This is a genomic window from Comamonas sp. 23 (assembly GCF_049601575.1).
Lineage (GTDB): Bacteria > Pseudomonadota > Gammaproteobacteria > Burkholderiales > Burkholderiaceae_C > Comamonas > Comamonas squillarum.
Map to the genome: position 1 here is coordinate 1250692 of NZ_CP187127.1, position 23444 is coordinate 1274135.

The following is a 23444-nucleotide window of genomic DNA, read 5'->3' on the forward strand; positions in this document are numbered from 1 at the left end:
GCTGCCAACGCCCCTCGCCAGGGCTTAACGCCGGCCTTGGGGCATCGCGCGGTTGTTGACCGGGCGGGTGCCGGGCGTGATCGGCAGGGTCAGGCTCTGGTCACCCCGGCGCAGCTGCACTTCGGAGGTGGTGCCGGGCACGAGAGCTGCCACGGCAGTCAGCAGGCTTTGCACATGGTGGACCTGCATGTCGCCGATCTGGGTGATCACATCGCCCGGGCGGATGCCGGCATTGGCAGCTGGCCCGCTTTGCAGCACGCCGGTGATGATCACGCCGCTGTCGGCCTTGACGCCAAAGGTCTCGGCCAGCTCGGGTGTCAGGTCATTGGGCTCGACGCCGATCCAGCCACGCGTCACCTTGCCGTCGCGCACAATGCTGTCGAGCACATTCTTGGCCAGGGCGACGGGTATCGCAAAGCCAATGCCCATGCTGCCGCCGGAGCGCGAATAAATGGCCGTGTTGATGCCCACCAGATTGCCGTTGACATCGACCAGTGCGCCGCCCGAGTTGCCGGGGTTGATGGCCGCGTCGGTCTGGATGAAGTTCTCGAAGGTATTGATGCCCAGCTCGCTGCGGCCCAGCGCGCTGATGATGCCGCTGGTGACGGTCTGGCCCACGCCAAAGGGGTTGCCAATGGCCAGCACCTGGTCGCCCACCTCGGCCGAGTCCGAATTGCCCAGCACGATGACGGGCAGCTTGTCCAGGCTGATCTTGAGGATCGCCAGGTCGGTTTCCGGATCGGTGCCCATGACCGTGCCCTTGGCTTTGCGGCCATCGGTCAGGGTCACCTCGATATCGTCGGCCGCTTCGACCACATGGTTGTTGGTGAGCACATAGCCGTCGGGGCTGACGATCACGCCGCTGCCCAGACCTGCCTGGTTTTGCACGCCCTGGTCGCCAAAGAAGAACTGGAACCAGGGGTCATTGGCGCGCGGGTGGCGCACTGCCGTGCTGGTGTTGATGCTGACCACCGCCGGCGAGGCCTTTTTGGCCGCAGGGCTGAAGCTGCTGGTCGCCACACTGGCTCGGTTGGCCTCGCTTTGCGGCGCCTCGATCAACGCAATGCCCGCATTGCTGCGTACCGCATTGTTGCGCTGCAGCCAGCCCGGCTGCAAGGTGGCGACGATAAAGTACAGGGCCAGCAAGACAGTGACCGATTGTGCGAAAAGAAGCCAGAGGCGTTTCATAAAACCTGGGGTTGGGAGTGGGGCGGCCGCGTCTGGCTAACAGCCCCGCGCGGCGCAGAGCATTGCCATTGATTATGGCACCGGGCTTGGCGGCAAGGGGCTGCCAAGTCGCTAGCTGCTGTGCACAGGATGCATGGGTTGATGCCCCATGGCGGCCAGCGGACTCCCCGCATTCTGGCGCATATCACTGTCATCTGCGATGTATTCCATCGTCTTTTACGATGTCATGGCTGCGACATTGTTCTCCAAACTGTACCAATCTGTTGGATTGGCGGCGAAGCTCTCCAAAATAAGTTGCTTGCGGAACAATCTGGGGGTGGACAGCGCGTTCGGCTGTGGTGGCATGCCCTAGCGGCGAGGGATACTTTTCGTGACACCGGCAGAGCGCAAAGGGTAAGTACCTAGAATGGTTCCCCAACCTTTTGACTGCGCTCTTTTGCTCATCGTGGTTCCCTGCGAACGGGTCCATCTCTCCTCTCGCTGGCTCTGACTCCCGCCATCCCGGGTCTCGCCGAACCCCTTGATATGCGCCCATAACGCGCTGCGCTTTGCGCTGTCCTGCTCTGGAATGTAGAGGACACATGACTTCGCTGACTGCTGACCAAGGTGGGGCCCCAGCCGCCTCGCCTGCCAACCGGCCCCTGAACCGGAATGATTACAAGACCCTGGGCCTGTCGGCCCTGGGCGGCACCCTGGAGTTTTATGACTTTGTGGTGTTTGTCTTTTTTGCCAACGTACTGGGCTCGCTGTTCTTTCCAGCGTCGATGCCCGACTGGATGCGCCAGCTGCAGACGCTGGGCATTTTTGCCGCCGGCTATCTGGCGCGTCCCATTGGCGGCATCTTGATTGCCCACTTTGGCGACATCCTGGGCCGCAAGCAGATGTTCACGCTGTCGGTGTTCCTGATGGCCGTGCCCACCTTGGTGATTGGCCTGCTGCCCACCTATGAAACCATCGGTCTGGCCGCGCCCATCCTGCTGCTGGCCATGCGCGTGCTGCAAGGCGCGGCCATTGGCGGTGAGATGCCCGGCGCCTGGGTGTTTGTGGCCGAGCATGCGCCGGCCAAGCGCTACGGTTTTGCCATTGGCTCGCTGACCTCGGGCATCACCGGCGGCATTTTCCTGGGCTCGATCATTGGCGTCTGGCTCAACAGCGTCTACAGCCCGGCCGAGATCCACGACTGGGCCTGGCGCATTCCCTTCATTCTGGGCGGCGTGTTTGGCCTGGTGTCGGTGTACCTGCGCAAGTTCCTGCACGAGACCCCGATCTTCCAGGAGATGCAGGCTCGCAAGCAGGTCGACCGCGAACTGCCGCTCAAGACCATCCTGCGCGACCACCGCGAAGCCAGCGTGGTCGTGGCGCTGATGACCTGGATCCTGTCCACCGCCGTGGTGGTGGTGATTCTGTTTACGCCGTCCTACCTGCAAAAGGTGTTCCATATCGCGCCTGCGGTGGCCCTCAAGGCCAATGCGGTGGCGACCGTGACCTTGACCATCGGCTGCGTGTTCTGGGGCTGGCTGTCGGACCAGTGGGGCACGCGTGCCGCCATGGTGCTGGGCTGGGGTGGCATGGCTGTCACTGCCTATCTGTTCTACCTGAACCTGCCGGGCACCGACATCTCGCTGGTCTGGACCTATGCGCTGGTAGGCTTCTTTGTGGGTGCGATCTCGCTGCTGCCGGTGGTCGGTGTGCGCGCCTTTCCGCCTGAGGTGCGTTTCACGGGTCTGTCCTTTTCCTACAACATGGCCTATGCCGTGTTCGGCGGTTTGACCCCGATGCTGGTGTCCGTCTGGCAGCAGGCCGATGTGATGGCGCCTGCCCACTATGTGGCCGCGATGGGCGTGCTGGGCGTGGCCATGGGCTTTTGGCCGCTGGCCGTCAAGGGCTGGGTTGCCAAGAAGTAAACCCGCTCCAGGCTGATCGCCCCCGGCAACCCGCTGCATGCTTGGCATCAGCGGGTTTTTGCATTCCGGGGTGGCGCGCTGCGCGGGTCTGAGACAATCGGGCATGACTACGACCCGCCACGACATGCTGCAGGCCTTTGATGCGCTGCTGCAGCCCGCCCGCTTCAAAGACTATGGCCCCAACGGTTTGCAGGTAGAGGGCAAGGCCGAGATCCGCAAGCTGGTCAGCGGTGTGACGGCATCGCGGGCGCTGATCGAGGCGGCCATTGCCGACCAGGCCGATGCCATCTTTGTGCACCATGGGCTGTTCTGGCGCGGCTACGACGGCCGCATCACCGGCTGGATGAAGCAGCGCATCGAGCTGCTGATCAAGCACGACATCAATTTGTTCGCCTACCACCTGCCGCTGGATGCGCATCCGGAGCTGGGCAACAACGCCCAACTGGGCGCGCAGCTGGGCTGGCAGGCCGATGCCCGCTTTGGCGATCAGGAGCTGGGCTTTATCGGCAGCGTCGATGCGGTGGCGCCGGTGCAAGTCGCTGCGCACATCCAACAGACCCTGGGGCGCTCGGTCACGCTGGTGACGGGCGAGACGCCGCGCCCCATCCGCCGCATGGCCTGGTGCACCGGCGGTGCGCAGGGCTTTTTCGAAGCGGCGATGGCCGCTGGCGCGGATGGATTTCTGACCGGTGAAATATCGGAGTCCCAGACCCATCTGGCGCGCGAGACGGGTGTGAGCTTTTTTGCCGCCGGCCACCATGCCACCGAGCGCTATGGCGCGCCGGCAGCGGCTGCCGCCGTGGCCCAGCAACTGGGCGTGGCGCACCGCTTTATCGATATCGACAACCCCGCCTGAAGCGCTCCATTCCAAGGACATGCCCGTGCACTCCGCTCCCTTGCTCGCCATCACCCAGGGCGACCCTGCCGGCATTGGCCCGGAAATCGTGGCCAAGGCCTTTCGCGATGCGCCTGAGCAAATGCAGGGCTGCTTTGTGGTGGGTGAGCTGCAGACCATGCGCCGCGCAGCGCAGCTGTTGCAGGGCCCGGGCCGCTGCGCGCTGCCGGTGGCCGACATCGCTGACCCGCAAGAGGCTTTGCAGGTGCCGCCGCGCTGCATGCCGGTGCTGTCGCTGCCGGGCTTGCCCGGGCCGTTGCCCTTTGGCCAGGTGCAGGCCGAGGCCGGGCGGGCTGCTGCCGAATGCGTGCGCTGGGCGGCGCGCCAGGCCTTGCATGGCCAGATTGCCGGGCTGGTGACGGCGCCGCTGAACAAGGAGGCGCTGCATCTGGCAGGGCTGGCGTTCCCCGGCCACACCGAGCTGCTGCAGGCCGAAGCGGCCCAGCACGCCGGGCTGCCGCTGGCGCAGATGCCGGTGCGCATGATGCTGGCCAACGAGGCGCTGCGCACCGTGCTGGTGAGCATCCATGTATCGCTGCGTGACGCCATTGAGGCGGTGACCCAGGCACAGGTGCTGGAGACCATCCGCATCACGCACGAGGCCTTGCTGCGGGCGCTGGGGCGGCCGCCCCGGATTGCGGTAGCGGGGCTCAATCCCCATGCCGGTGAGGCCGGCCTGATGGGGCGCGAGGAGCTGGAGCACATTGCGCCCGCGGTGGCCGCTGCCCAGGCACTGGGCATGCAGGTGGTGGGGCCGGAGCCGCCCGATACCGTGTTCATGCGGGCCCGCCACAGTGCCGAGCACCCGGGCGCCTTTGATGTGGTGGTGGCCATGTACCACGACCAGGGCCTGATCCCCGTGAAGTACCTGGGGCTGGACGAGGGCGTCAACGTGACCCTGGGCCTGCCGCTGGTGCGCACCAGCCCGGACCACGGCACCGCCTTTGATATTGCCGGCCAGGGCCTGGCCGATGCGGCCAGCCTGATCGCGGCGGTGCAGATGGCGCGCCGTTTGGCAGCGGGACAGGTGCAGGCGTAAAAAAGCAGCCTCGAGAGGCTGCCGGGTATCTGTGCAAAAGAAGCAGAATTTCTGTTTCTTTGTTGCAAAAAATCAACGTTTTTGCTGCAGGCTGTCGCGGATTTCACGCAGCAGCACCACGTCTTCCGGGGTGGCAGCGGGCGCTGGAGGGGGCGCGTCGCGTTTGAGGCGGTTGATCTGTTTGACCATCATGAAAATAATGAAAGCCAGGATCGCGAAGTTCACCGCGACGGTGATGAAGTTGCCATAAGCAAACACCGGAATGCCCGCTTTTTTCAGCGCGTCGAGTGTGCGCGGCACGCCATCGGGAATGGTACCCAGCACGACGAAGAGATTGGAGAAGTCCAGCTTGCCAAAGACCAAACCGACGATGGGCATGATCAGGTCATTGACGACCGAATCGACGATCTTGCCAAAAGCGGCGCCGATGATCACACCAACGGCCAGATCCATCACATTGCCCTTGACCGCAAACTCGCGGAATTCCTTCATGAAGCTCATGCGCTGCTCCTGTCAAATAAACATGACGCCTAGTATCGCTCAGCTTCAAGGGTTTCGGCGCATTGCATGATGGGCAAGACACTTCATACAATCCGCAAAAACCGAGATATAAGCGTTGACCAAGGAGCCCCATGAGTGATTCTTCCATCGACTCCAGTAAAAGGACGTGGCTGATAGCGTCGGGATGCGCAGGTGCTGTCGGAGGAGTCGCCACTGCGGTCCCCTTTGTCAGCTCCTTCCAGCCGTCAGAAAAGGCCAAGGCCGCCGGCGCTGCCGTTGAAGTGGATATCTCGGAGCTCAAGCCCGGCGAGAAAATCACCGCCGAATGGCGCGGCAAGCCGATCTGGATCCTGCGCCGCACGCCCGAGCAGATTGCCGAGCTGCCCCAGCTCGACGGCCAGTTGGCCGATCCCAAATCCGAGCGCACGGCCTACCCGACACCGGACTACGCCAAGAACGAAACCCGCTCCATCAAGCCCGAGGTGCTGGTCGTGATCGGCATCTGCACCCACCTGGGCTGCTCGCCCACCGACAAGCTCCAGCCCGGCCCCCAGCCATCGCTGCCCGATGACTGGAAGGGCGGTTTTCTCTGCCCCTGCCACGGCTCCACCTTTGACCTGGCCGGGCGGGTGTTCAAGAACAAGCCCGCGCCCGACAACCTCGAAGTGCCAGCGCACCAGTATCTGAGCGATACCAAGCTGCTGATTGGCGAAGATAAAAAAGCATAAGGAGGCGCCATGGCACACGAATTCAAGGAGATATCGCCGAACGCCACCTTGGGCGCCAAGGCCGGCAACTGGCTGGAGAACCGCTTTCCCACGGCATTTGAGGCCTATCGGGTCCATATGTCGGAGTACTACGCACCGAAGAACTTCAACTTCTGGTACATCTTTGGCTCGCTGGCGCTTTTGGTGCTGGTGATCCAGATCGTCACCGGCATCTTTTTGGTGATGCACTACAAGCCCGATGCCGAAAAGGCGTTTGCCTCGGTCGAGTACATCATGCGCGATGTGCCCTGGGGCTGGCTGATCCGGACCATGCATTCCACCGGCGCCTCGGCCTTCTTTGTCGTGGTCTACCTGCACATGTTCCGTGGCCTCCTGTATGGCAGCTACCGCAAGCCGCGCGAGCTGGTCTGGGTGTTTGGCTGCGCGATCTTCCTGTGCCTGATGGCCGAGGCCTTCATGGGCTACCTGCTGCCCTGGGGCCAGATGTCGTACTGGGGTGCGCAGGTGATCGTCAACCTGTTCTCGGCCATTCCCTTCATCGGCCCGGACCTGGCGCTGCTGATCCGGGGCGACTATGTGGTGGGCGATGCGACGCTCAACCGTTTCTTCAGTTTCCATGTGATCGCCGTGCCGCTGGTGCTGCTGGGCCTGGTTGCGGCGCATTTGCTGGCCTTGCACGATGTGGGCTCCAACAACCCCGATGGCATCGAGATCAAGGGCCCGAATGCGCCCAAGGATGCGCAGGGCCGGCCGCTCGACGGCGTGCCTTTCCACCCTTACTACACGGTGCATGACCTGTTTGGCGTGGCGGTGTTCCTGTTCATCTTCTCGGCCATCGTGTTCTTTGCGCCGGAGATGGGTGGCTACTTCCTCGAGTACAACAACTTCATCCCGGCCGACCCGCTCAAGACGCCCAACCATATTGCGCCTGTGTGGTATTTCACGCCCTTTTATTCGATGCTGCGTGCCATCACCAGCGAGATGATGGTCGCCTTGTCGGTGATCCTGGTCGCAGCCGTGGCCTATGTCTGCATCAAGACCCGCATGGCCGCCGTCCTCAAGGGCTTGCTGGTGCTGGTGGCGCTGGTGGTGCTGGCGCTGTTTGGTGCCTTTGCGTTCACCGGCATTGCAGCGCTGGGCGGTATCGACGCCAAGTTCTGGGGTGTGGTGGTGATGGGGCTGGCCGTGATCATCCTGTTCTTTCTGCCCTGGCTGGACCACAGCCCGGTGCGCTCCATCCGCTACCGCCCGCACTGGCACAAGTATGTGTATGCGGTGTTTGTCGTGAACTTCGTGGTGCTCGCCTATCTGGGGGTGCAGCCGCCATCGCCGATTGGCGAAAAGGTCTCCCAGGTAGGTACCTTGTTTTACTTTGGCTTTTTTCTGCTGATGCCCTGGTGGAGCCGCAAAGGCACACCCAAGCCGGTGCCTGAGCGTGTCACCTTCCATGCGCACTGAACCAGAAAGCATCCCACGATGAAAAAAATCATTCTCTCCGCATGCCTGGGTCTGGGTGTGCTTTTAGGGTCCGGTGCCGTGCAGGCGGCCGAAGGCGGTGTGGCCTGGGACAAATTCAAGCCCGACACGACCAACACCACCTCGCTGCAAAACGGCGCCAAGCTGTTTGTCAACTATTGCCTCAGCTGCCATTCAGCCGCGTTCATGCGCTACAACCGCTTGCAGGACATTGGTCTTACCGAGCAGCAGATCAAGGACAACCTGCTGTTCACCACCGACAAGGTGGGTGAGACCATGAAGGCGGCCATCGATCCCAAGCAGGCCAAGGAGTGGTTTGGCGCCAACCCGCCAGATCTCACCCTGGTCGCGCGCTCACGTGCCAGCCACCAGGGCACCGGTGCCGACTACCTCTACACCTTCTTGCGCACTTTCTACAAGGACGACACCAAGGCCACCGGCTGGAACAACATGGCCTTCCCCTCGGTGGGCATGCCCCATGTGCTCTGGGAGCTGCAAGGTGTGCGCGTGCCGGTCTACCAAGAGGTCGAGGAGCACGGACACAAGACCCAGGTGTTCACCGGCTGGCAGCAGGTCACGCCGGGCAAGATGAACTCCACTGATTTCGATAAGAGTGTGGGTGATTTGGTGAACTATCTACAATGGATGGGTGATCCCAGCCAGAACACCCGCATGCGCGTCGGCGTCGGGGTGCTGATATTTTTGCTGGGACTCATCTTCATCACCTGGCGCCTGAATGCGGCGTTCTGGAAAGACGTGAAGTAAACGTATTTGCGTGCAGCCGGTTCAGTCCCTGTGAGCAGGGCTTGAATTGGGGTAGCCGATTTGTGTAGAGTGGGCGGCATTGACTGCAGTCCACTCTTTTTTGATTTTGAGGAGCCTCTCACCATGATGGTGCTTTATTCGGGAACGACCTGCCCTTTCTCCCACCGCTGCCGCTTTGTGCTGTTTGAAAAGGGGATGGATTTCGAGATCCGTGATGTGGACCTGTTCAACAAGCCCGAAGACATCAGCGTGATGAACCCCTATGGCCAGGTGCCTATCCTGGTCGAGCGCGACCTGATCCTGTACGAGTCGAACATCATCAACGAGTACATCGACGAGCGTTTCCCCCATCCACAGCTGATGCCCGGCGACCCCGTCGAGCGCGCCCGTGTGCGCCTGTTCCTGCTGAACTTCGAAAAAGAGCTGTTCACGCACGTGCACACCTTGGAAGAGCGTGCCGTCAAGGGCAACGAGAAGGCGCTGGAAAAGGCCCGCGCGCAGATCCGTGACCGCCTGACCCAGATGGCGCCGGTGTTCCTGAAGAACAAGTTCATCCTGGGCGAGAACTTCTCGATGCTGGACGTGGCCATTGCCCCGCTGCTGTGGCGCCTGGATTACTACGGCATTGAGCTGTCCAAGAACGCAGCACCGCTGCTCAAGTATGCCGAGCGCATCTTCTCGCGTCCTGCCTATATCGAGGCGCTGACGCCTTCCGAAAAGGTTATGCGCAAGTAAAAGCCCCGCCAGCCCCGCCACTGGGCGGGCAGCGTCCGCAGGGCTGTGCTCTGCGGCGCTGGAGCGCGAAGAAAGTGTCCAATGAGTGAAATCCAGACAACATCCACCCAGCCGTACCTGATCCGCGCCTGGGTGGAGTGGTGCAATGACAATGGCCTGACCCCGTACCTGAGTGTTCGCGTGGACAAGACGGTGCTGGTGCCGCGCGAGTTTGTCAAAGACGGCGAAATTGTGCTCAACATCAGCTATGACGCAACGAGTGCGCTCAAGCTGGGCAATGACTACATCGAGTTCACCGCCCGTTTTGGCGGTGTGCCGCGCGACATCATGGTGCCCGTCAGCCGCGTGGTCGCCATTTTTGCGCGTGAAACCGGCCAGGGCATGGGCTTTCCTCCGCCTGAGGACCTGCTCGACGACGACGCCGATATCGCGATGGCTGCGCTCGAAAGCGCGGGTGATGCGGGTGAACCGGCTGGCGAGGCCAACGCTGCGTCTCCGGTGATGCAGGTCGTGACCTCCAGCGACGAGCCTCCGGCGCCTGACGGCAAGTCGCCCGGCCGCGCAGGCAAGGGCGGCAAGCCTTCACTCAAACTGGTCAAATAGGCCTCATTCGGCTTTGTTACGGGCAATCCCGTATAGAATGCCGAGTGTTGCCGGTTTAGCTCAGTTGGTAGAGCAACCGCCTTGTAAGCGGTAGGTCATCAGTTCGATTCCGATAACCGGCACCAGATTCCCAAGCCGTTCCCAGCCAGTGCTGTGAACGGCTTTTTTGCGTCCGGTGGCGTTTAACGGCGCTGGTGGAGTCGCTCAGCGCAGTACTTTGAGGCGAATATCTGCCGTCGGGTAGCCTTTGACGCGCAGATGGGCCGCCATCGCCGGCAGCAGCTGCTTCATTTTGGCAGCGCAGGCATTGTTGGCCACCAGCAGGCACCACTGGTCACCGTCGATCGGGCCGGGCTTGATCGAGGCGCGCAGCATTGGCGGGATCAGCGGCTCCACCAGTTTGAAGCGGGCAGAAGACTCCCGCGTCAAAGCCACGAGGCTCGCCAACGTGGGCGCCTCGCTCGCGGCTTGTTCTACGGTGACGGCGAAATGCCGGCGTTGGGGCTGGATCATGGCTGGATCATGGCTGGGTCATGGCTGGGTCATGGCTGGATAGGGGTGTCAGGGGCAGACCGGGGGCGATAGCCATACATTGCAATGCACCTGCCACAACGCATTCTATTCAGGGTTGTAGAATGTTTTATTCGGCAGGCGTCGTTCCCGGTATTGAAGCCGGGGCCATTGCCTCCATCTGACACAACACTAATCACTAGGAATTCCGGTCGCATGGCAGGGGTGGACGCAAGTGCATTCCCTGGTTGTGTGGTTCTGTTCGCATGGCAACCAATTTCTTCACCAAAATTTTTGGCAGTCGCAATGATCGCCTGCTCAAGCAATACCGCAAGGTCGTCGCTCGCATCAATGCGATGGAGCCCGAGTACGAAAAGCTCAGCGACGAACAATTGCGCGAGAAGACGCAGGAGTTCAAGAACCGCATCGCTGGCGGAGAGTCGCTGGACAATATCCTGCCCGAGGCATTTGCCGTGGTGCGTGAAGGCTCCAAGCGGGTGATGAAGATGCGCCACTTCGATGTGCAGATGCTGGGCGGCATGGCCCTGCATTACGGCAAGATTGCCGAAATGCGTACCGGCGAAGGCAAGACCTTGACGGGGACCTTGCCCGTGTACCTGAACGCGCTGAGCGGCAATGGTGTGCACGTGGTGACGGTCAATGACTACCTGGCCACGCGTGATGCGACCTGGATGGGGCGCCTCTACAACTTCCTGGGTCTGTCGGTGGGTATCAACCTGTCGCAGCTGCCCAAGCATGAGAAGCAGGCCGCCTACAACTCCGACATCACCTACGGTACGAACAACGAGTACGGCTTTGACTACCTGCGCGACAACATGGTGCAAGATGCCAGCGAGCGCGTGCAGCGCCGGCTGAACTTCGCCATCGTCGACGAGGTGGACTCGATCCTGATCGACGAGGCGCGCACGCCCTTGATCATCTCCGGCCAGGCCGAAGACCACACCGCCGCCTACCTGGCGATGCGCGAAGTGGTGCCACTGCTCACGCGCCAGGAAGGCGAAGCCGACCCCCGCACCGGCGAGGGCGTGACCAAGCCGGGCGACTTCACGGTCGACGAAAAGGGCCACCAGATCCACCTGACCGAGCAAGGCTACGAAGCGGCAGAGCGCATTCTGGCTGAAAAGGGCATGCTGGCCGAAGGCGCATCGCTCTACGATCCCGCCAACATCACGCTGGTGCACCAGCTGTACGCCGCACTGCGCGCCCAGCACCTCTACCACCGCGACCAGCACTATGTGGTGCAGGGCGGCGAGGTCGTGATTGTCGATGAGTTCACCGGCCGCCTGATGTCGGGCCGCCGCTGGAGCGAAGGTCTGCACCAGGCCGTTGAAGCCAAGGAAGGCGTGGAAATCCAGGCCGAGAACCAGACCCTGGCATCGATCACCTTCCAGAACTATTTCCGCCTGTACAACAAGCTGGGCGGCATGACCGGTACTGCTGACACCGAGGCCTATGAGTTCCAGGAAATCTACGGTCTGGAAACCGTGGTGATCCCGCCCAACCGCCCCAGCAAGCGCGATGACCAGCTGGACCGCGTCTACAAGACCACGCCCGAGAAGTATGCGGCGGCGATCAGCGATATCCGGGAGTGCTACGAGCGCGGCCAGCCCGTGCTGGTGGGCACGACCTCGATCGAGAACTCGGAAATCATCGACGAGATGCTGAAGAAAGAGAATCTGCCCCACCAGGTGCTCAACGCCAAGCAGCATGAGCGCGAGGCAGACATCATTGCCCAGGCGGGGCGCCCCGGCGTCATCACCATCGCGACCAACATGGCAGGCCGCGGTACCGACATCGTGCTGGGCGGCAATATCGAAAAGCAGATTTCCGCCATCGAGGCCGACGAGTCGCTGTCCGAGACGGAGCGCCGCAACAAGGTCGAAGCCTTGCGCGCTGAGTGGAAGATCGAGCACGACAAGGTGACCGAGCTGGGCGGCCTGCGCATCATCGCGACCGAGCGCCATGAATCGCGCCGTATCGACAACCAGCTGCGTGGCCGTGCCGGCCGCCAGGGTGACCGTGGCTCCTCGCGTTTCTACCTGTCGCTGGACGACCAGCTGATGCGCATTTTCGCGGGCGACCGTGTCAAGGCCATCATGGAGCGCCTGAAGATGCCCGATGGCGAAGCCATTGAAGCGGGCATTGTGACCCGTTCCATCGAAAGCGCGCAGCGCAAGGTGGAAGCGCGCAACTTTGACATGCGCAAGCAATTGCTCGAGTACGACGACGTCGCCAATGACCAGCGCAAGGTCATCTACCAGCAGCGCAACGAGATTCTGGATGCGGCCGACCTGGCTCCGATGATCGACGGCATGCGCGACAGCGCGCTGGCCGATATCGTGCGCCAGTATGTGCCCGAGCAGTCCATGGAAGAGCAGTGGGATCTGGCCGGTCTGGAGAAGGTGCTGCGCGAGGAATGGCACATCGACCTGCCACTGCAGCAGCTGCTCGATGGCGCGGAATCGATCTCCGACGAGGAAATCGAAGAGAAGGTCGTTGCCGAAGGCGCACGCCTCTTCAATGACAAGCTGGAGCAGGCGGGCAAGGAGAACTTCATGCAATTCATGCGTGCGGTGCTGCTGCAGACCCTGGATTCCAGCTGGCGCGACCACCTGGCCGCCTTGGACTACCTGCGCCAGGGCATCCACCTGCGCGGCTACGCCCAAAAGCAGCCCAAGCAGGAATACAAGCGCGAGGCTTTCGAGCTGTTCAGCCAGCTGATCGACCAGGTCAAGACCCAGGTCACCCGCGTGATGATGTCGGTGCAGATCCGCTCGCCCGAGCAGCTCGATGAAGCGACCGAGCAGCTGGAGCAAAGCAACGACCGCACGGCCCATGTGACCTACAGCGGCCCCGACGAGTCGGGCGACGCCGAGTCCAGCGAGCCGCTGGCGCTGCCTGAAGGCGTGCGTGTGGCCCGCAATGATCCATGCCCATGCGGCAGTGGCAAGAAATACAAGCTCTGCCACGGTAAACTCGCATAAATTACCGGATTGCTTCACCACAACGGGCTTTGACTGGTTCATCGCCCGTTTTTTTCATGGTTTCAAGGAAAAGACTGATATGCCCGTCAATTTGAAAGCCCCAGTAGCGCAGGACCTGGCTCCTGTCGCCGGTATTCGCATTGGTGTGACGGAGGCCGGCGTGCGCAAGGCCAACCGCAAGGATGTGACGGTGTTCTTGCTGGACGAGGGCAGCCATGTCGCTGGCGTGTTCACCAAGAACCGCTTTTGTGCCGCGCCGGTGCAGATCTGCCGTGAACACCTGGCCAGCCACAGCCAGTCGATACGCGCCATCGTCATCAACACCGGCAATGCCAATGCCGGCACCGGCGCCGATGGCCTGGCCCGTGCCCACGCCACCTGCGATGCGCTGGCAGGCCTCTTGAAGATCGATGCCCAGCAAGTGCTGCCGTTCTCGACCGGCGTGATCATGGAGCCGCTGCCAGTGGACCGCATCACTGCGGGCCTGCCTGCCGCCATTGCCGATGCGCAGCCGGGCCACTGGGCCAAGGCCGCTGAAGGCATCATGACCACCGACACCTTGCCCAAGGCGTTTTCCGCCTCGGCCACCGTGGGCGGCAAGACGGTGCAGATCACCGGCATCAGCAAGGGCGCGGGCATGATTCGCCCCAATATGGCGACCATGCTGAGTTTTCTGGGCACCGACGCAGCCATCAGCCCCGAGCTGATGCCGGCGCTGGCCAAAACCCTGGCCGACCAGTCGTTCAACCGCATCACCATCGATGGTGACACCTCGACCAATGACTCCTTTGTCGTGGTCGCTACCAACCAGGCCGGCAATGCCCCGATCAGCGACTGGAACACCACCGATGGCCAAGCCTTGATGGCTGCGCTGCGCGAAGTGGCACAAAAGCTGGCGCAAGCGATTGTGCGCGACGGCGAAGGCGCCACCAAGTTCATCCAGATCGAGGTCGAGCAAGGCCGTACCGAAGAAGAATGCCGCCTGGTGGCCTATGCGATTGCGCATTCGCCGCTGGTCAAAACGGCTTTCTTTGCTAGCGACCCCAACCTGGGACGCATTCTGGCTGCTGTGGGCTATGCCGGTATCGAGGACCTGGACCAGACCCAGATCGAGCTGTACCTGGACGATGTGCATGTGGCCACCCAGGGCGGCCGCAACCCGGCCTACCAGGAGGCCGATGGCCAGCGCGTGATGAAGCAGCAGGAGATTGTGGTGCGCGTGCAGCTGGGCCGTGGCAACGCATCCACCCAGCTGTGGACCTGCGACCTGAGCCATGACTATGTGAGCATCAACGCGGACTACCGCTCCTGATACCGCTTGGCCAGCGCGCTGGACTGCCCCCAAGCAGGGCGGGGTCCGGCCCCGCTGGCATCCCAACCCTGTGCGTCTGGATACCATGACCGAGTCTTCCCACTCTTCCCTCTCCCCGCTTGAGCGCCTGGTGCAGCGCGCCGAGCAGCTGATGCAGCGCATCGAGTCCGTCCTGCCCCAGGCGCTGCAGGCGCCGGCCGACTGGAGTGATGCCATTGCCTGGCGCTACCGCAAGCGGGCCAATGGCTGTGGCGTGCTGGAGCCGGTGCGCCATGTCGGGGCGATGTCCTTGTCCGACCTGCAGAACATCGACGGGCAAAAAGAGAAGATTGCGCGCAACACCGAGCAGTTTGTGCAAGGCAGCACCGCCAACAATGTGCTGCTGACGGGCGCGCGCGGTACTGGCAAGTCGTCCCTGATCCGCGCCTGCCTGCATGCCTATGCGCCCCAGGGCCTGCGCCTCATCGAGGTGGACAAGGCCGATCTCACCGACCTGCCTGATATCGTCGATGTGGTCGCTGGCCGGCCCGAGAAATTCATCATCTACTGCGATGACCTGAGTTTTGAAGAGGGCGAGCCCGGCTACAAGGCGATGAAGTCGATCCTGGATGGCTCGGTCTCTGCGGCCACACCGAATGTGCTGGTCTATGCGACCAGCAACCGGCGCCATCTGCTGCCCGAGTACATGACCGACAACCTGGCCCAGCAAAAGGGCGAGAACGGCGAGATCCACCCCGGCGAAGTGGTGGAAGAGAAGATTTCGCTGTCCGAGCGTTTTGGCCTGTGGGTGAGTTTCTACCCGTTCAGCCAGGACGAGTACCTGCGCGTAGTGGGCCAGTGGCTCTCAGCGCTGGGTGTGGCGGAGGCGGATATCGAGGCTGCCCGGCCCGAGGCCCTGGTCTGGGCGCTGGAGCGCGGCTCGCGCAGCGGCCGGGTGGCCCACCAGTTTGCCCGTGACTGGGCTGGCCGCAGCCACCGCGAGGTGCAAGGTCGCCAGAAAATTGCCGATGTGGCCGACCTGGGCGAAGAGGCCCAGGATTGAATATACCGGGCTGCTGTGCTGGCAGCCCATGAAGACCTATGAGCCAGACTGATACCACCGAGACCCGCAGCCACACCGAAGTGGCTGTGGGCGTGCTGATCCGCGAAAGTGACAATGCCCTGCTGATAACCAGCCGCCCCCTGGGCAAGCCCCGCGCGGGCTGGTGGGAGTTTCCCGGCGGCAAGCTCGAAGCGGGCGAGACCGTCGAAGAGGCGCTGCGCCGTGAGCTGGTCGAGGAGCTGGGCATCCGCATCGAAAACTGCATCGCCTGGAAGGTGACCGAGCATGACTACAGCCATGCCTTGGTGCGCTTGCACTGGTGCAAGGTGACGCAGTGGTCGGGTGATTTTGAGATGCGTGAAGGCCAGCAGATGTCCTGGCAGCAGTTGCCGCTGACGGTGAGCCCGGTGCTGGAAGGCTCCTTCCCGGTGCTGCAATGGCTGAGCGAGGAGCGTGGGCTGCCTTTTGATGCGGAAGCCTATGTGCAGGCGGCGCAAGCTGCAGTGAAATAAGCAACGGCAGCACCGCCAAGTGCTGCGGTTGCTAAACGTCGGGGGGCTCAGTCTTCCAGCCGGGGATCACCGTAGGGCTGGTCCAGCGGTGGCGATTGGGCGGGCACCCGAAAATCCTCATTGCCCCAGGCGCCCAGGTCAATGAGCTTGCAGCGCTCGCTGCAAAAAGGGCGAAACCTGTTGCTGCGTGCAAAGCTGGAAGGGCCGCCACACTGGGGGCACTGGATGCTAGGGAGTGCGTTGTCTGCGGAAGAACTCATGCAGGCATTGTAGGGTGCCTGCGGGCTGGCGCGATGGCTACGCGGTCTTCAGGCGCAGAGCACCATCTCGTACTGGCCATCCTGTGTGGTCAACGCCAGCTGCCCGCTGTCGGTCTTTTGCAGCATGCGTATCGAGATCATCAGGCGGTTGCCGCTGATTTCGGGCACGAGGCTCGAGCTCGGATTGATCTTGAGGCGCAGCAGCTGGTAGATGCGGCCCTGGGGCAGGTTCTGCTGGAACTGGCCGCGCACGGTTGCAATGCGCTGCGGCGCACCCGCATCCCGAAAGAGCCGCAGCAGCAAGATGAGGGCGCTGGCCAGCGGCGCAAAACAGGCCGTCCAGCCCTGCAGATCGGTGCGGCGGCTGTTGCTGTCGGCATGCAGCCAGGCGTGGTAGCTGGGCAGGTCAAAGGTGCAGGTGCCGCCAGGGATGCCGGTGCGGTTACGGATGGCCATCAGCCATTCGTTCTCGATCAGCAACTGGCTGGGCTTGCCGTTCTGGGCCCGCAACTCGCTGTGGGCAGCGTCGATCTGGCCAATCACCTTGTCGAGCATGTCCACGGCGATCATCGGGTTGTCGCGGTAGGCATTGAACTGCTGGCGCTGGCGTTCGAGGTCCTTGAGCAGGTCGGTCTTGAGGTCGCTGCGGGAGGCCACATCCATCACCTCGAACAAGGTGGTGATGGCGAAATGGTGGTCGATGTCCGTGTCGCGCTGCAGGAGTACGTCAAGCCGGCGCAGCAGGTACTCCAGGCGGAGATAGGCTCGCACACGTTCGTTGAAGGGGTACTCGTAAATTATCACGGATCAGTCGGGCTGCAGAGGGCGGTAGTTCGCTATCAATTCATTGTATAGGTCGAATACGGCCTCGCCTAGCGCTTGTAACGACAGCGTTTCATTCCACAGCACCCAATCGGCCTTGCGCAGGCGCTGCAGCCGGCTCGCTTGCTGGGCCATGATGGCCTCGATCGCTGACGCGGCCAGCTGGTTTCGCTGCTGCACGCGGGCTATTTGCGTGCTCTCCAGGCAATCGACCACGATGACCTGGTCCAGGCGTGGGCTCCACTGGCTGGACTCGGCCAGCAGCGGGATATCGAAGATTACCAGGGGCGCATTGGTGGCGCTGCAGGCATGCTGGTACTGCTGGTCAATCTGTTGGCGGATCAAGGGGTGCAAGATCGCTTCGAGCAGTGCCTTGTAGGCGGGATCGCGAAAGGCGGCTTCGCGCATCTGTGCGCGGTCGAGCGCACCGTCCGCATCGATAAAGTGGGCACCCATCTGCGCCGCAATCGGGGCGATGGCCGCGCCGCCCGGCAGGGTCAACTCGCGGGCAATGCGGTCGGCATCGATCACATGGCAGCCCCATTGGGCAAAGCCCTGGGCGACGGTGCTTTTGCCGCTGCCAATGCCCCCGGTGATGCCAATGCGCGGCCGCATATCAGGGTTGCAACAGGCGGTCGACGATACCGGTGCCGAACCACATGACCAAGAAGCCGGCACCTGCGAGAAAGGGGCCAAAGGGGATATAGCCGCCTTCGCGCAGGTTGGAAAAGATCTTCATGGCAATGCCGATCACCGCGCCCACCACCGACGAAAACAGTGCAATAGGTATCAGCGCTTGCCAGCCAAACCAGGCGCCCAGCGCAGCCAGTAGCTTGAAATCACCATAGCCCATGCCTTCCTTGCCGGTCAGCAGCTTGAAGGCCCAGTAAATGAGCCAGAGCGCCAGGTAGCCAATGGCGGCACCAAACAGCGAGTCCTTGAGCGGCACATCGATCCAGCCCATCGCACTGGCCAGCAAGCCTGCCCAGAGCAGCGGCAAGGTCAGGTCATCGGGCAGCAGGGTCGTGTCCCAGTCGATCAGCGCCGCAGTCAGCAGCACCGATGCAAAAAAGCACCAGGCCAGGCCCGTGGCGCCCAGGCCCCAGCGGTGGATGCAGTAGGCCCACAGCAGGCTGTTGGCGATTTCTACGACGGGGTAGCGGGCAGAAATACGCGCTTTGCACTGGCTGCAGCGCCCCTTCAGAAAAAGCCAGCTGACCACGGGCACGTTCTCGTACCAGCGGATCTGGTGGCTGCAATGGGGGCAGCGTGAGGCGGGGGTCCAGAGGTTAAAGCGGTCTGTTTTGGTTTCCACCGCAGGCGCTGCCTGCGGTGCTTGGGTACTGTCCGTAGCTGCCAGCATGTCCTGGGCATCACGCCGCCATTGGCGCTCCAGCATCAGCGGCAGGCGGTGCACCACGACATTCAAAAAGCTGCCCACCAGCAGGCCCAGCAGGGCAAACAGCCCTGTGTTCAATTGCGCTTCTGACATGCTTACACCACCTGGCCCAGCTTGAAGATCGGCAGGTACATCGACACCACAATGCCGCCGATGATCGTGCCCAGAAACACGATGATGATGGGCTCCATCAGGCTGGACAGGCCGGCAACGGCCTCGTCCACCTCGGCTTCGTAAAAGTCTGCCGCTTTGCCCAGCATATGGTCGATCGAGCCGGATTCCTCACCGATCGCGCACATCTGCAGCACCATCGAGGGGAACACATGGGCATCCGACATGGCGACTGTGAGGCTGGTGCCGGTAGAGACCTGCGCCTGGATCTTCTCGGTTGCCACCGCAAACACGGCATTGCCGGAGGCGCCACCGACCGAGTCCAGCGCTTCGACCAGGGGAACACCAGCTGCAAACATGGTCGACAAGGTGCGCGTCCAGCGTGCCACGCAGGATTTTTCAATCAAGGGGCCAAAGATCGGCACCTTCAGCAGCCAGCGGTCCATGGTGCGCTGCATTTTCTCGCTGCGCTTCCAGGCCTGCAAAAAGAAGTAGATGCTGCCGCCAATGCCAAAAAAGATCAGGTACCAGTAACTGACAAAGAAATCACTGATGGCCATCACGATCAAGGTGGGGCCGGGCAGGTCGGCGCCAAACGACGTGAAAACCTCTTTGAACGCCGGAATCACAAAGATCATGATGATGGCCACCACGACAAAGGCGACGATGATCACCGAAGTCGGGTACATCAGGGCCGAGCGGATCTTGCTCTTGATGGCCTCGGTCTTTTCCATGTAGGTGGCCAAGCGGTCGAGCAGGCCTTCCAAAATACCGGCTGCCTCACCGGCCTCGACGAGGTTGCAATACAGCGCATTGAAGTACATCGGATGGCGGCGAAAGGCGGTGCTCAGTGACGAGCCCGACTCCACATCGCTGCGTACATCGTTGAGCAGCTTGGTCACGCTGGGGTTGGTGCTGCCCCGGCCGACAATGTCAAAAGCCTGCAGCAAAGGCACACCGGCCTTCATCATCGTGGCCAGCTGGCGCGTGAACAAGGCGATGTCCTTGGGCTTGATGCGCTTGCCCGAGCGCATGCGGCGCTTTTTGATCTTGGACGGCAAAATGCCCTGCCGGCGCAGCGACGCGATGACCTGGTTTTCTCCACCCGCGCGGGACTCGCCGCGCACGATCTTGCCATTGCGGTCCTTGCCTTCCCACTCATAAACGGCTTCGTTCGATGTTTTCTTGTTGACTGTGGTTGCCATTTATCCCTGCCCTCATTGCTTTATTCGTTGGTGACGGCTAAGACCTCTTCGAGTGAGGTCAGTCCCTTTTTGACTTTGTGCAGGCCTGACGTGCGCAAGGAGCGGACATTTTCTATGTCGGCTTGCTCGGCGATTTCCAGTGCGCTGCCATCGCGCAAGATGATGCGCTGTGTTTCTTCGGAGATGGGCATCACCTGGTAGATGCCCAGGCGGCCCTTGTAGCCATTGTTGCAGGCGTCGCAGCCAACGGGCTCGTAGGGCATCCAGGTGCCATCCAGGTCCTCTTCCTTGAAGCCCGCTTCCAGCAGCGCTTCATGGGGGATTTCGGTGGGGCGCTTGCAGATCGGGCAGAGCTTGCGTGCCAGGCGCTGCGCGGTGATCAAGATGACGCTCGACGCGATATTGAAGGGCGCGATCCCCATATTGCGCATACGCGTCAAGGTGGTGGGGGCGTCGTTGGTGTGCAGGGTCGACAGCACCAAGTGACCGGTCTGCGCCGCCTTGATGGCGATGTCGGCCGTCTCCAGGTCACGGATTTCACCGACCATGATGATGTCGGGATCCTGGCGCAGAAAGGACTTGAGCGCGGTCGCAAAGGTCAAACCGGCCTTTTCATTGACATTGACCTGGTTGACCCCGGGCAGGTTGATTTCCGACGGGTCTTCGGCAGTCGCTATATTGACCGCTGGCGTATTGAGAATATTCAGGCAGGTGTAGAGCGACACGGTCTTGCCCGAACCCGTGGGCCCCGTGACCAGAATCATGCCGTAAGGGCGCTTGATGGCGCTGAGCAGGCGCTCCTTCTCTTCGGGCTCATAGCCCAGTGCATCAATGCCCAGCTTGGCGCTGCTCGGATCGAGAATACGGATCACGATCTTTTCGCCGAACAAGGTGGGCAAGGTGCTGACCCGGAAATCGATCACCCGATCCGCGCCGATCTTGAGCTTCATGCGGCCGTCCTGCGGCACGCGCTTTTCCGAGATATCCAGGCGCGAGATCACCTTGATCCGCGATGCCAGCTTGTCCTTGATGCCCGGGGGCGGCGAAGCGATTTCGCGCAGCTCTCCATCGATGCGAAAGCGGATGCGGTACTGGTGCTCATAGGGTTCGAAATGCAAGTCCGATGCACGCATATTGAATGCGTCAATCAGCATCTTCTGCAAAAACTTGACGATGGGCGCATCTTCGACCTCATCTCCGTCATTGCTCGCGGTGTCGGTGTTCACCGACTCATCATCAATCTCGAATTCATTGAGGTTGACATCGCCGGTGATCATGTCCTGGATGTTGTCGCCGCCCTTTTTCGCAACAGACTCCAGCGCCTTGACCAGCTTGGAATGTTCTGCAATCACCCAGTCCACGCTCAGCTGGGTGGAGAACTTGATCTGCTCGGCCACCGAGTGGTCGGTCGGGTCGGCGGTAACGACGATCAGCCGGTTGCCGCGTTTGGCCAGGGGAATGATCTTGTTGCTGAGCGCCAGTTTGGGATCAAGCAAACCTGTTGCCAGCCGGGTCAAATCGATAGCATCGAGGTCGACCAGCGGCGCGCCATAGACCGTCGAGATGATGCTGGCTACATCGCTGCCGGAGACGGCACCACTGGCCACCAGCTCTCCAATGAAGCTGTTCTTGCTTTTGAGACTGGTGGCGTACAAGGCCTCCGCCTTGGCAACAGGAAGCTTTCCACTGGCTACCAGCGCTCTGGCAATGCCGGGGAGGGCGACGGCTTTGGGGGGGGTGTTGATGTCAGGCATGTAAAGGGAAGACGCCTATCGTCGATAGCCTCGCTGCGTAATCCGGCAAACTGTAGCAGTTGTTCGGAGATTTAACAAAGAAATGCACCCTGCAGGCCGCGCCACTGCAGTGGATCTGCGACAGTCTGCACGGTACCCTTGGCCCATGTGCACTCGCCTTGGTGCTTACTCTCGGCGGTCCAGCAACTGCGAGGCCAGTGTGGTCAGTGCCTGGGTGTAGGCATTGCTGGGCAATAAAGCCAGACAGTCGATGGCCTCCTGGGCCTGCAGCGCAGCCGCTGCCCGCGTGGCTTGCAGCGAGCCGGTGTCCTTGACGACCTGCACGATATGGGCCATATGCGGGGTGGAGCCCTGCTCAATCGCGCTGACAATCATCTGCCTATCATCGGCGCTGGCGCGCTGCATGGCAATGATCAGGGGCAGGGTGACCTTGCCTTCGCGCAAATCATCGCCAATATTCTTGCCCATTACGGTAGTGTCGCCGTCATAGTCCAGTGCGTCGTCAATCACCTGGAAGGCCGTGCCCAGCGAGCGGCCATAGTTGGCGCAGGCCTCCTCCAGCGCTGCGGGTGCGTCCGTCAGCACGGCAGCAAGGCGGGCGCTGGCTTCAAACAGCTTGGCGGTTTTGGAGCGGATGACCGAGAGGTAGCCAGCCTCGTCGAGATCGACATTGTGGGTGTTGATCAGCTGCTGCACCTCGCCCTCGGCAATGATGTTGGTCGCCTCCGACAGGATCTGCATGACTCGCATGCTGTCGGCATCAACCATCATCTGGAAGGCGCGTGAGTGCAGAAAATCACCGACGAGCACACTGGCGGCATTGCCAAAGCTCTCGTTGGCGGTAGGTTTGCCGCGCCGCATCGTGGACTCGTCCACCACATCGTCGTGCAGCAAGGTGGCGGTGTGGATGAACTCGACCACCGCCGCCAGGTTGAAATGCTGCTCGCCCCGGTACTCCAGCGCGCCGGCCACCAGCAGCAGCAGTGCCGGGCGCAGGCGCTTGCCGCCCGCCGAGATGATGTAGTGCGATACCTCGCCGATCAGTGGAACGGAGGAGCTCAGGCGCCTGGCAATCACGGCATCCACCTGCCGCATATCACCGGCGACGAGGCTCAAGGGGTTGGACGGGTTGGGAGTGTTGGACTCGGACAAGGCGGCTATCTCGGCATTTTATGGATATCGCATTATAGAAACGAGAGCAGCGCCACTTGCAGACATGCCCGGTTGTTCGTCTCGCGGATGCGCTTTCTGGCCCGGTTGTGGTGCAAAAGCGTGCAGGGTTTGCGTCTTTTCAGACCCCGTGCTACAATCTTCGGCTCTTGCGAAATTTCTTTGCAAGCTATCCCCTTTTTAGAGGTTCTTATGTACGCGGTCATAAAAACCGGTGGCAAACAGTATCGTGTTGCTTCCGGCGAAAAAATCAAGGTAGAACAGATCGCTGCGGACGTAGGCCAAGAAATCGTGATCGACCAGGTTCTGGCAGTCGGCGACGGCGCAGAGTTGAAGGTTGGTACGCCCTTGGTGTCCGGAGCAACTGTGACGGTTACGGTAGTAGCCCACGGCAAGCACGACAAGGTGCGCATTTTCAAGATGCGTCGTCGTAAGCACTATCAAAAGCGCCAAGGCCATCGCCAGCAGTTCACTGAGCTGCAAATCGGTGCGATTGCAGCTTAACAGG

Annotated in this window: 23 protein-coding genes and 1 tRNA gene; 14 read left to right on the forward strand and 10 right to left on the reverse strand. The window is 61.7% G+C overall.

Features of this window, described 5'->3' with window-relative positions:
• Window positions 1-24: 24 nt before the first annotated feature.
• The gene (locus ACPEE1_RS05580) at window positions 25-1188 is read right to left on the reverse strand and encodes a trypsin-like peptidase domain-containing protein (RefSeq protein ID WP_116927099.1); all 1164 of its coding nucleotides are present in this window, start codon (window positions 1186-1188) and stop codon (window positions 25-27) included.
• A 581-nt stretch (window positions 1189-1769) separates the two neighbouring features.
• Here ACPEE1_RS05580 and ACPEE1_RS05585 point away from each other — a divergent pair.
• The 3 genes from ACPEE1_RS05585 (at window position 1770) to pdxA (ending at window position 5026) form a co-directional block, all read left to right on the forward strand.
• Complete coding sequence (locus ACPEE1_RS05585; protein ID WP_116927098.1) at window positions 1770-3092, forward strand: MFS transporter; 1323 nt, start codon at window positions 1770-1772, stop codon at window positions 3090-3092.
• A gap of 103 nt (window positions 3093-3195) precedes the next feature.
• A complete protein-coding gene (locus ACPEE1_RS05590; RefSeq protein ID WP_423935499.1) occupies window positions 3196-3948 on the forward strand; it encodes a Nif3-like dinuclear metal center hexameric protein in 753 nt (250 codons plus the stop codon).
• 19 nt (window positions 3949-3967) lie between these two features.
• Window positions 3968-5026, forward strand: coding sequence for a 4-hydroxythreonine-4-phosphate dehydrogenase PdxA (gene pdxA, locus ACPEE1_RS05595; protein ID WP_409935189.1), 1059 nt, complete (start codon window positions 3968-3970; stop codon window positions 5024-5026).
• 72 nt (window positions 5027-5098) lie between these two features.
• Here the strand turns inward: pdxA and mscL are convergent, their stop codons facing one another.
• The gene (mscL, locus tag ACPEE1_RS05600; protein WP_116927095.1) at window positions 5099-5527 is read right to left on the reverse strand and encodes a large conductance mechanosensitive channel protein MscL; all 429 of its coding nucleotides are present in this window, start codon (window positions 5525-5527) and stop codon (window positions 5099-5101) included.
• 131 nt (window positions 5528-5658) lie between these two features.
• Between mscL and petA the strand changes: the two genes are divergently transcribed.
• The 6 genes from petA (at window position 5659) to ACPEE1_RS05630 (ending at window position 9959) form a co-directional block, all read left to right on the forward strand.
• A complete protein-coding gene (gene petA, locus ACPEE1_RS05605; RefSeq protein ID WP_021027797.1) occupies window positions 5659-6255 on the forward strand; it encodes a ubiquinol-cytochrome c reductase iron-sulfur subunit in 597 nt (198 codons plus the stop codon).
• A gap of 9 nt (window positions 6256-6264) precedes the next feature.
• Window positions 6265-7713 (forward strand): cytochrome b, encoded by a 1449-nt coding sequence (locus ACPEE1_RS05610; RefSeq protein ID WP_182343469.1) that lies wholly within the window; start codon window positions 6265-6267, stop codon window positions 7711-7713.
• A gap of 18 nt (window positions 7714-7731) precedes the next feature.
• Window positions 7732-8496: a cytochrome c1 gene (locus tag ACPEE1_RS05615; RefSeq protein ID WP_116927093.1), complete on the forward strand. Its 765-nt coding sequence runs from the start codon at window positions 7732-7734 to the stop codon at window positions 8494-8496.
• A gap of 123 nt (window positions 8497-8619) precedes the next feature.
• Window positions 8620-9231 (forward strand): glutathione S-transferase N-terminal domain-containing protein, encoded by a 612-nt coding sequence (locus ACPEE1_RS05620; protein ID WP_116927111.1) that lies wholly within the window; start codon window positions 8620-8622, stop codon window positions 9229-9231.
• A gap of 81 nt (window positions 9232-9312) precedes the next feature.
• Window positions 9313-9834, forward strand: coding sequence for a ClpXP protease specificity-enhancing factor (locus ACPEE1_RS05625; RefSeq protein WP_116927092.1), 522 nt, complete (start codon window positions 9313-9315; stop codon window positions 9832-9834).
• Window positions 9835-9883: 49 nt separating this feature from the next.
• A tRNA-Thr gene (locus ACPEE1_RS05630) sits at window positions 9884-9959 on the forward strand.
• A 79-nt stretch (window positions 9960-10038) separates the two neighbouring features.
• Here ACPEE1_RS05630 and ACPEE1_RS05635 read toward each other — a convergent pair.
• Window positions 10039-10347 (reverse strand): hypothetical protein, encoded by a 309-nt coding sequence (locus ACPEE1_RS05635; protein WP_116927091.1) that lies wholly within the window; start codon window positions 10345-10347, stop codon window positions 10039-10041.
• A gap of 263 nt (window positions 10348-10610) precedes the next feature.
• Here ACPEE1_RS05635 and secA point away from each other — a divergent pair, with 263 nt between their 5' ends.
• The 4 genes from secA (at window position 10611) to ACPEE1_RS05655 (ending at window position 16215) form a co-directional block, all read left to right on the forward strand.
• Window positions 10611-13349: a preprotein translocase subunit SecA gene (secA, locus tag ACPEE1_RS05640; RefSeq protein ID WP_182343467.1), complete on the forward strand. Its 2739-nt coding sequence runs from the start codon at window positions 10611-10613 to the stop codon at window positions 13347-13349.
• 79 nt (window positions 13350-13428) lie between these two features.
• The gene (gene argJ, locus ACPEE1_RS05645) at window positions 13429-14661 is read left to right on the forward strand and encodes a bifunctional glutamate N-acetyltransferase/amino-acid acetyltransferase ArgJ (RefSeq protein ID WP_182343465.1); all 1233 of its coding nucleotides are present in this window, start codon (window positions 13429-13431) and stop codon (window positions 14659-14661) included.
• An 85-nt stretch (window positions 14662-14746) separates the two neighbouring features.
• Window positions 14747-15703, forward strand: coding sequence for an ATP-binding protein (locus tag ACPEE1_RS05650; RefSeq protein ID WP_116927088.1), 957 nt, complete (start codon window positions 14747-14749; stop codon window positions 15701-15703).
• A gap of 38 nt (window positions 15704-15741) precedes the next feature.
• On the forward strand, window positions 15742-16215 hold the full coding sequence (locus ACPEE1_RS05655) for an NUDIX domain-containing protein (RefSeq protein WP_182343463.1): 474 nt from the start codon (window positions 15742-15744) through the stop codon (window positions 16213-16215).
• A gap of 47 nt (window positions 16216-16262) precedes the next feature.
• Here ACPEE1_RS05655 and ACPEE1_RS05660 read toward each other — a convergent pair whose 3' ends face one another.
• The 7 genes from ACPEE1_RS05660 to ACPEE1_RS05690 form a co-directional block, all read right to left on the reverse strand.
• Entirely contained in the window at window positions 16263-16475 is a 213-nt protein-coding gene (locus ACPEE1_RS05660; protein WP_116927086.1) for a DNA gyrase inhibitor YacG, read from the reverse strand.
• A 48-nt stretch (window positions 16476-16523) separates the two neighbouring features.
• Window positions 16524-17279 (reverse strand): cell division protein ZapD, encoded by a 756-nt coding sequence (gene zapD / locus ACPEE1_RS05665; protein ID WP_423935504.1) that lies wholly within the window; start codon window positions 17277-17279, stop codon window positions 16524-16526.
• A 3-nt stretch (window positions 17280-17282) separates the two neighbouring features.
• Complete coding sequence (gene coaE / locus ACPEE1_RS05670) at window positions 17283-17912, reverse strand: dephospho-CoA kinase (protein WP_423935506.1); 630 nt, start codon at window positions 17910-17912, stop codon at window positions 17283-17285.
• Window position 17913: 1 nt separating this feature from the next.
• Window positions 17914-18789, reverse strand: a complete 876-nt coding sequence (locus ACPEE1_RS05675) for a prepilin peptidase (protein ID WP_116927083.1) — start codon at window positions 18787-18789, stop codon at window positions 17914-17916.
• A gap of 2 nt (window positions 18790-18791) precedes the next feature.
• Window positions 18792-20012 (reverse strand): type II secretion system F family protein, encoded by a 1221-nt coding sequence (locus tag ACPEE1_RS05680; RefSeq protein WP_116927082.1) that lies wholly within the window; start codon window positions 20010-20012, stop codon window positions 18792-18794.
• A 20-nt stretch (window positions 20013-20032) separates the two neighbouring features.
• Window positions 20033-21766, reverse strand: coding sequence for a type IV-A pilus assembly ATPase PilB (gene pilB, locus ACPEE1_RS05685; protein WP_116927081.1), 1734 nt, complete (start codon window positions 21764-21766; stop codon window positions 20033-20035).
• Window positions 21767-21931: 165 nt separating this feature from the next.
• Entirely contained in the window at window positions 21932-22861 is a 930-nt protein-coding gene (locus ACPEE1_RS05690; protein WP_182345844.1) for a polyprenyl synthetase family protein, read from the reverse strand.
• A 267-nt stretch (window positions 22862-23128) separates the two neighbouring features.
• Between ACPEE1_RS05690 and rplU the strand changes: the two genes are divergently transcribed.
• Complete coding sequence (rplU, locus tag ACPEE1_RS05695; protein WP_027011098.1) at window positions 23129-23440, forward strand: 50S ribosomal protein L21; 312 nt, start codon at window positions 23129-23131, stop codon at window positions 23438-23440.
• Window positions 23441-23444 lie beyond the last annotated feature (4 nt).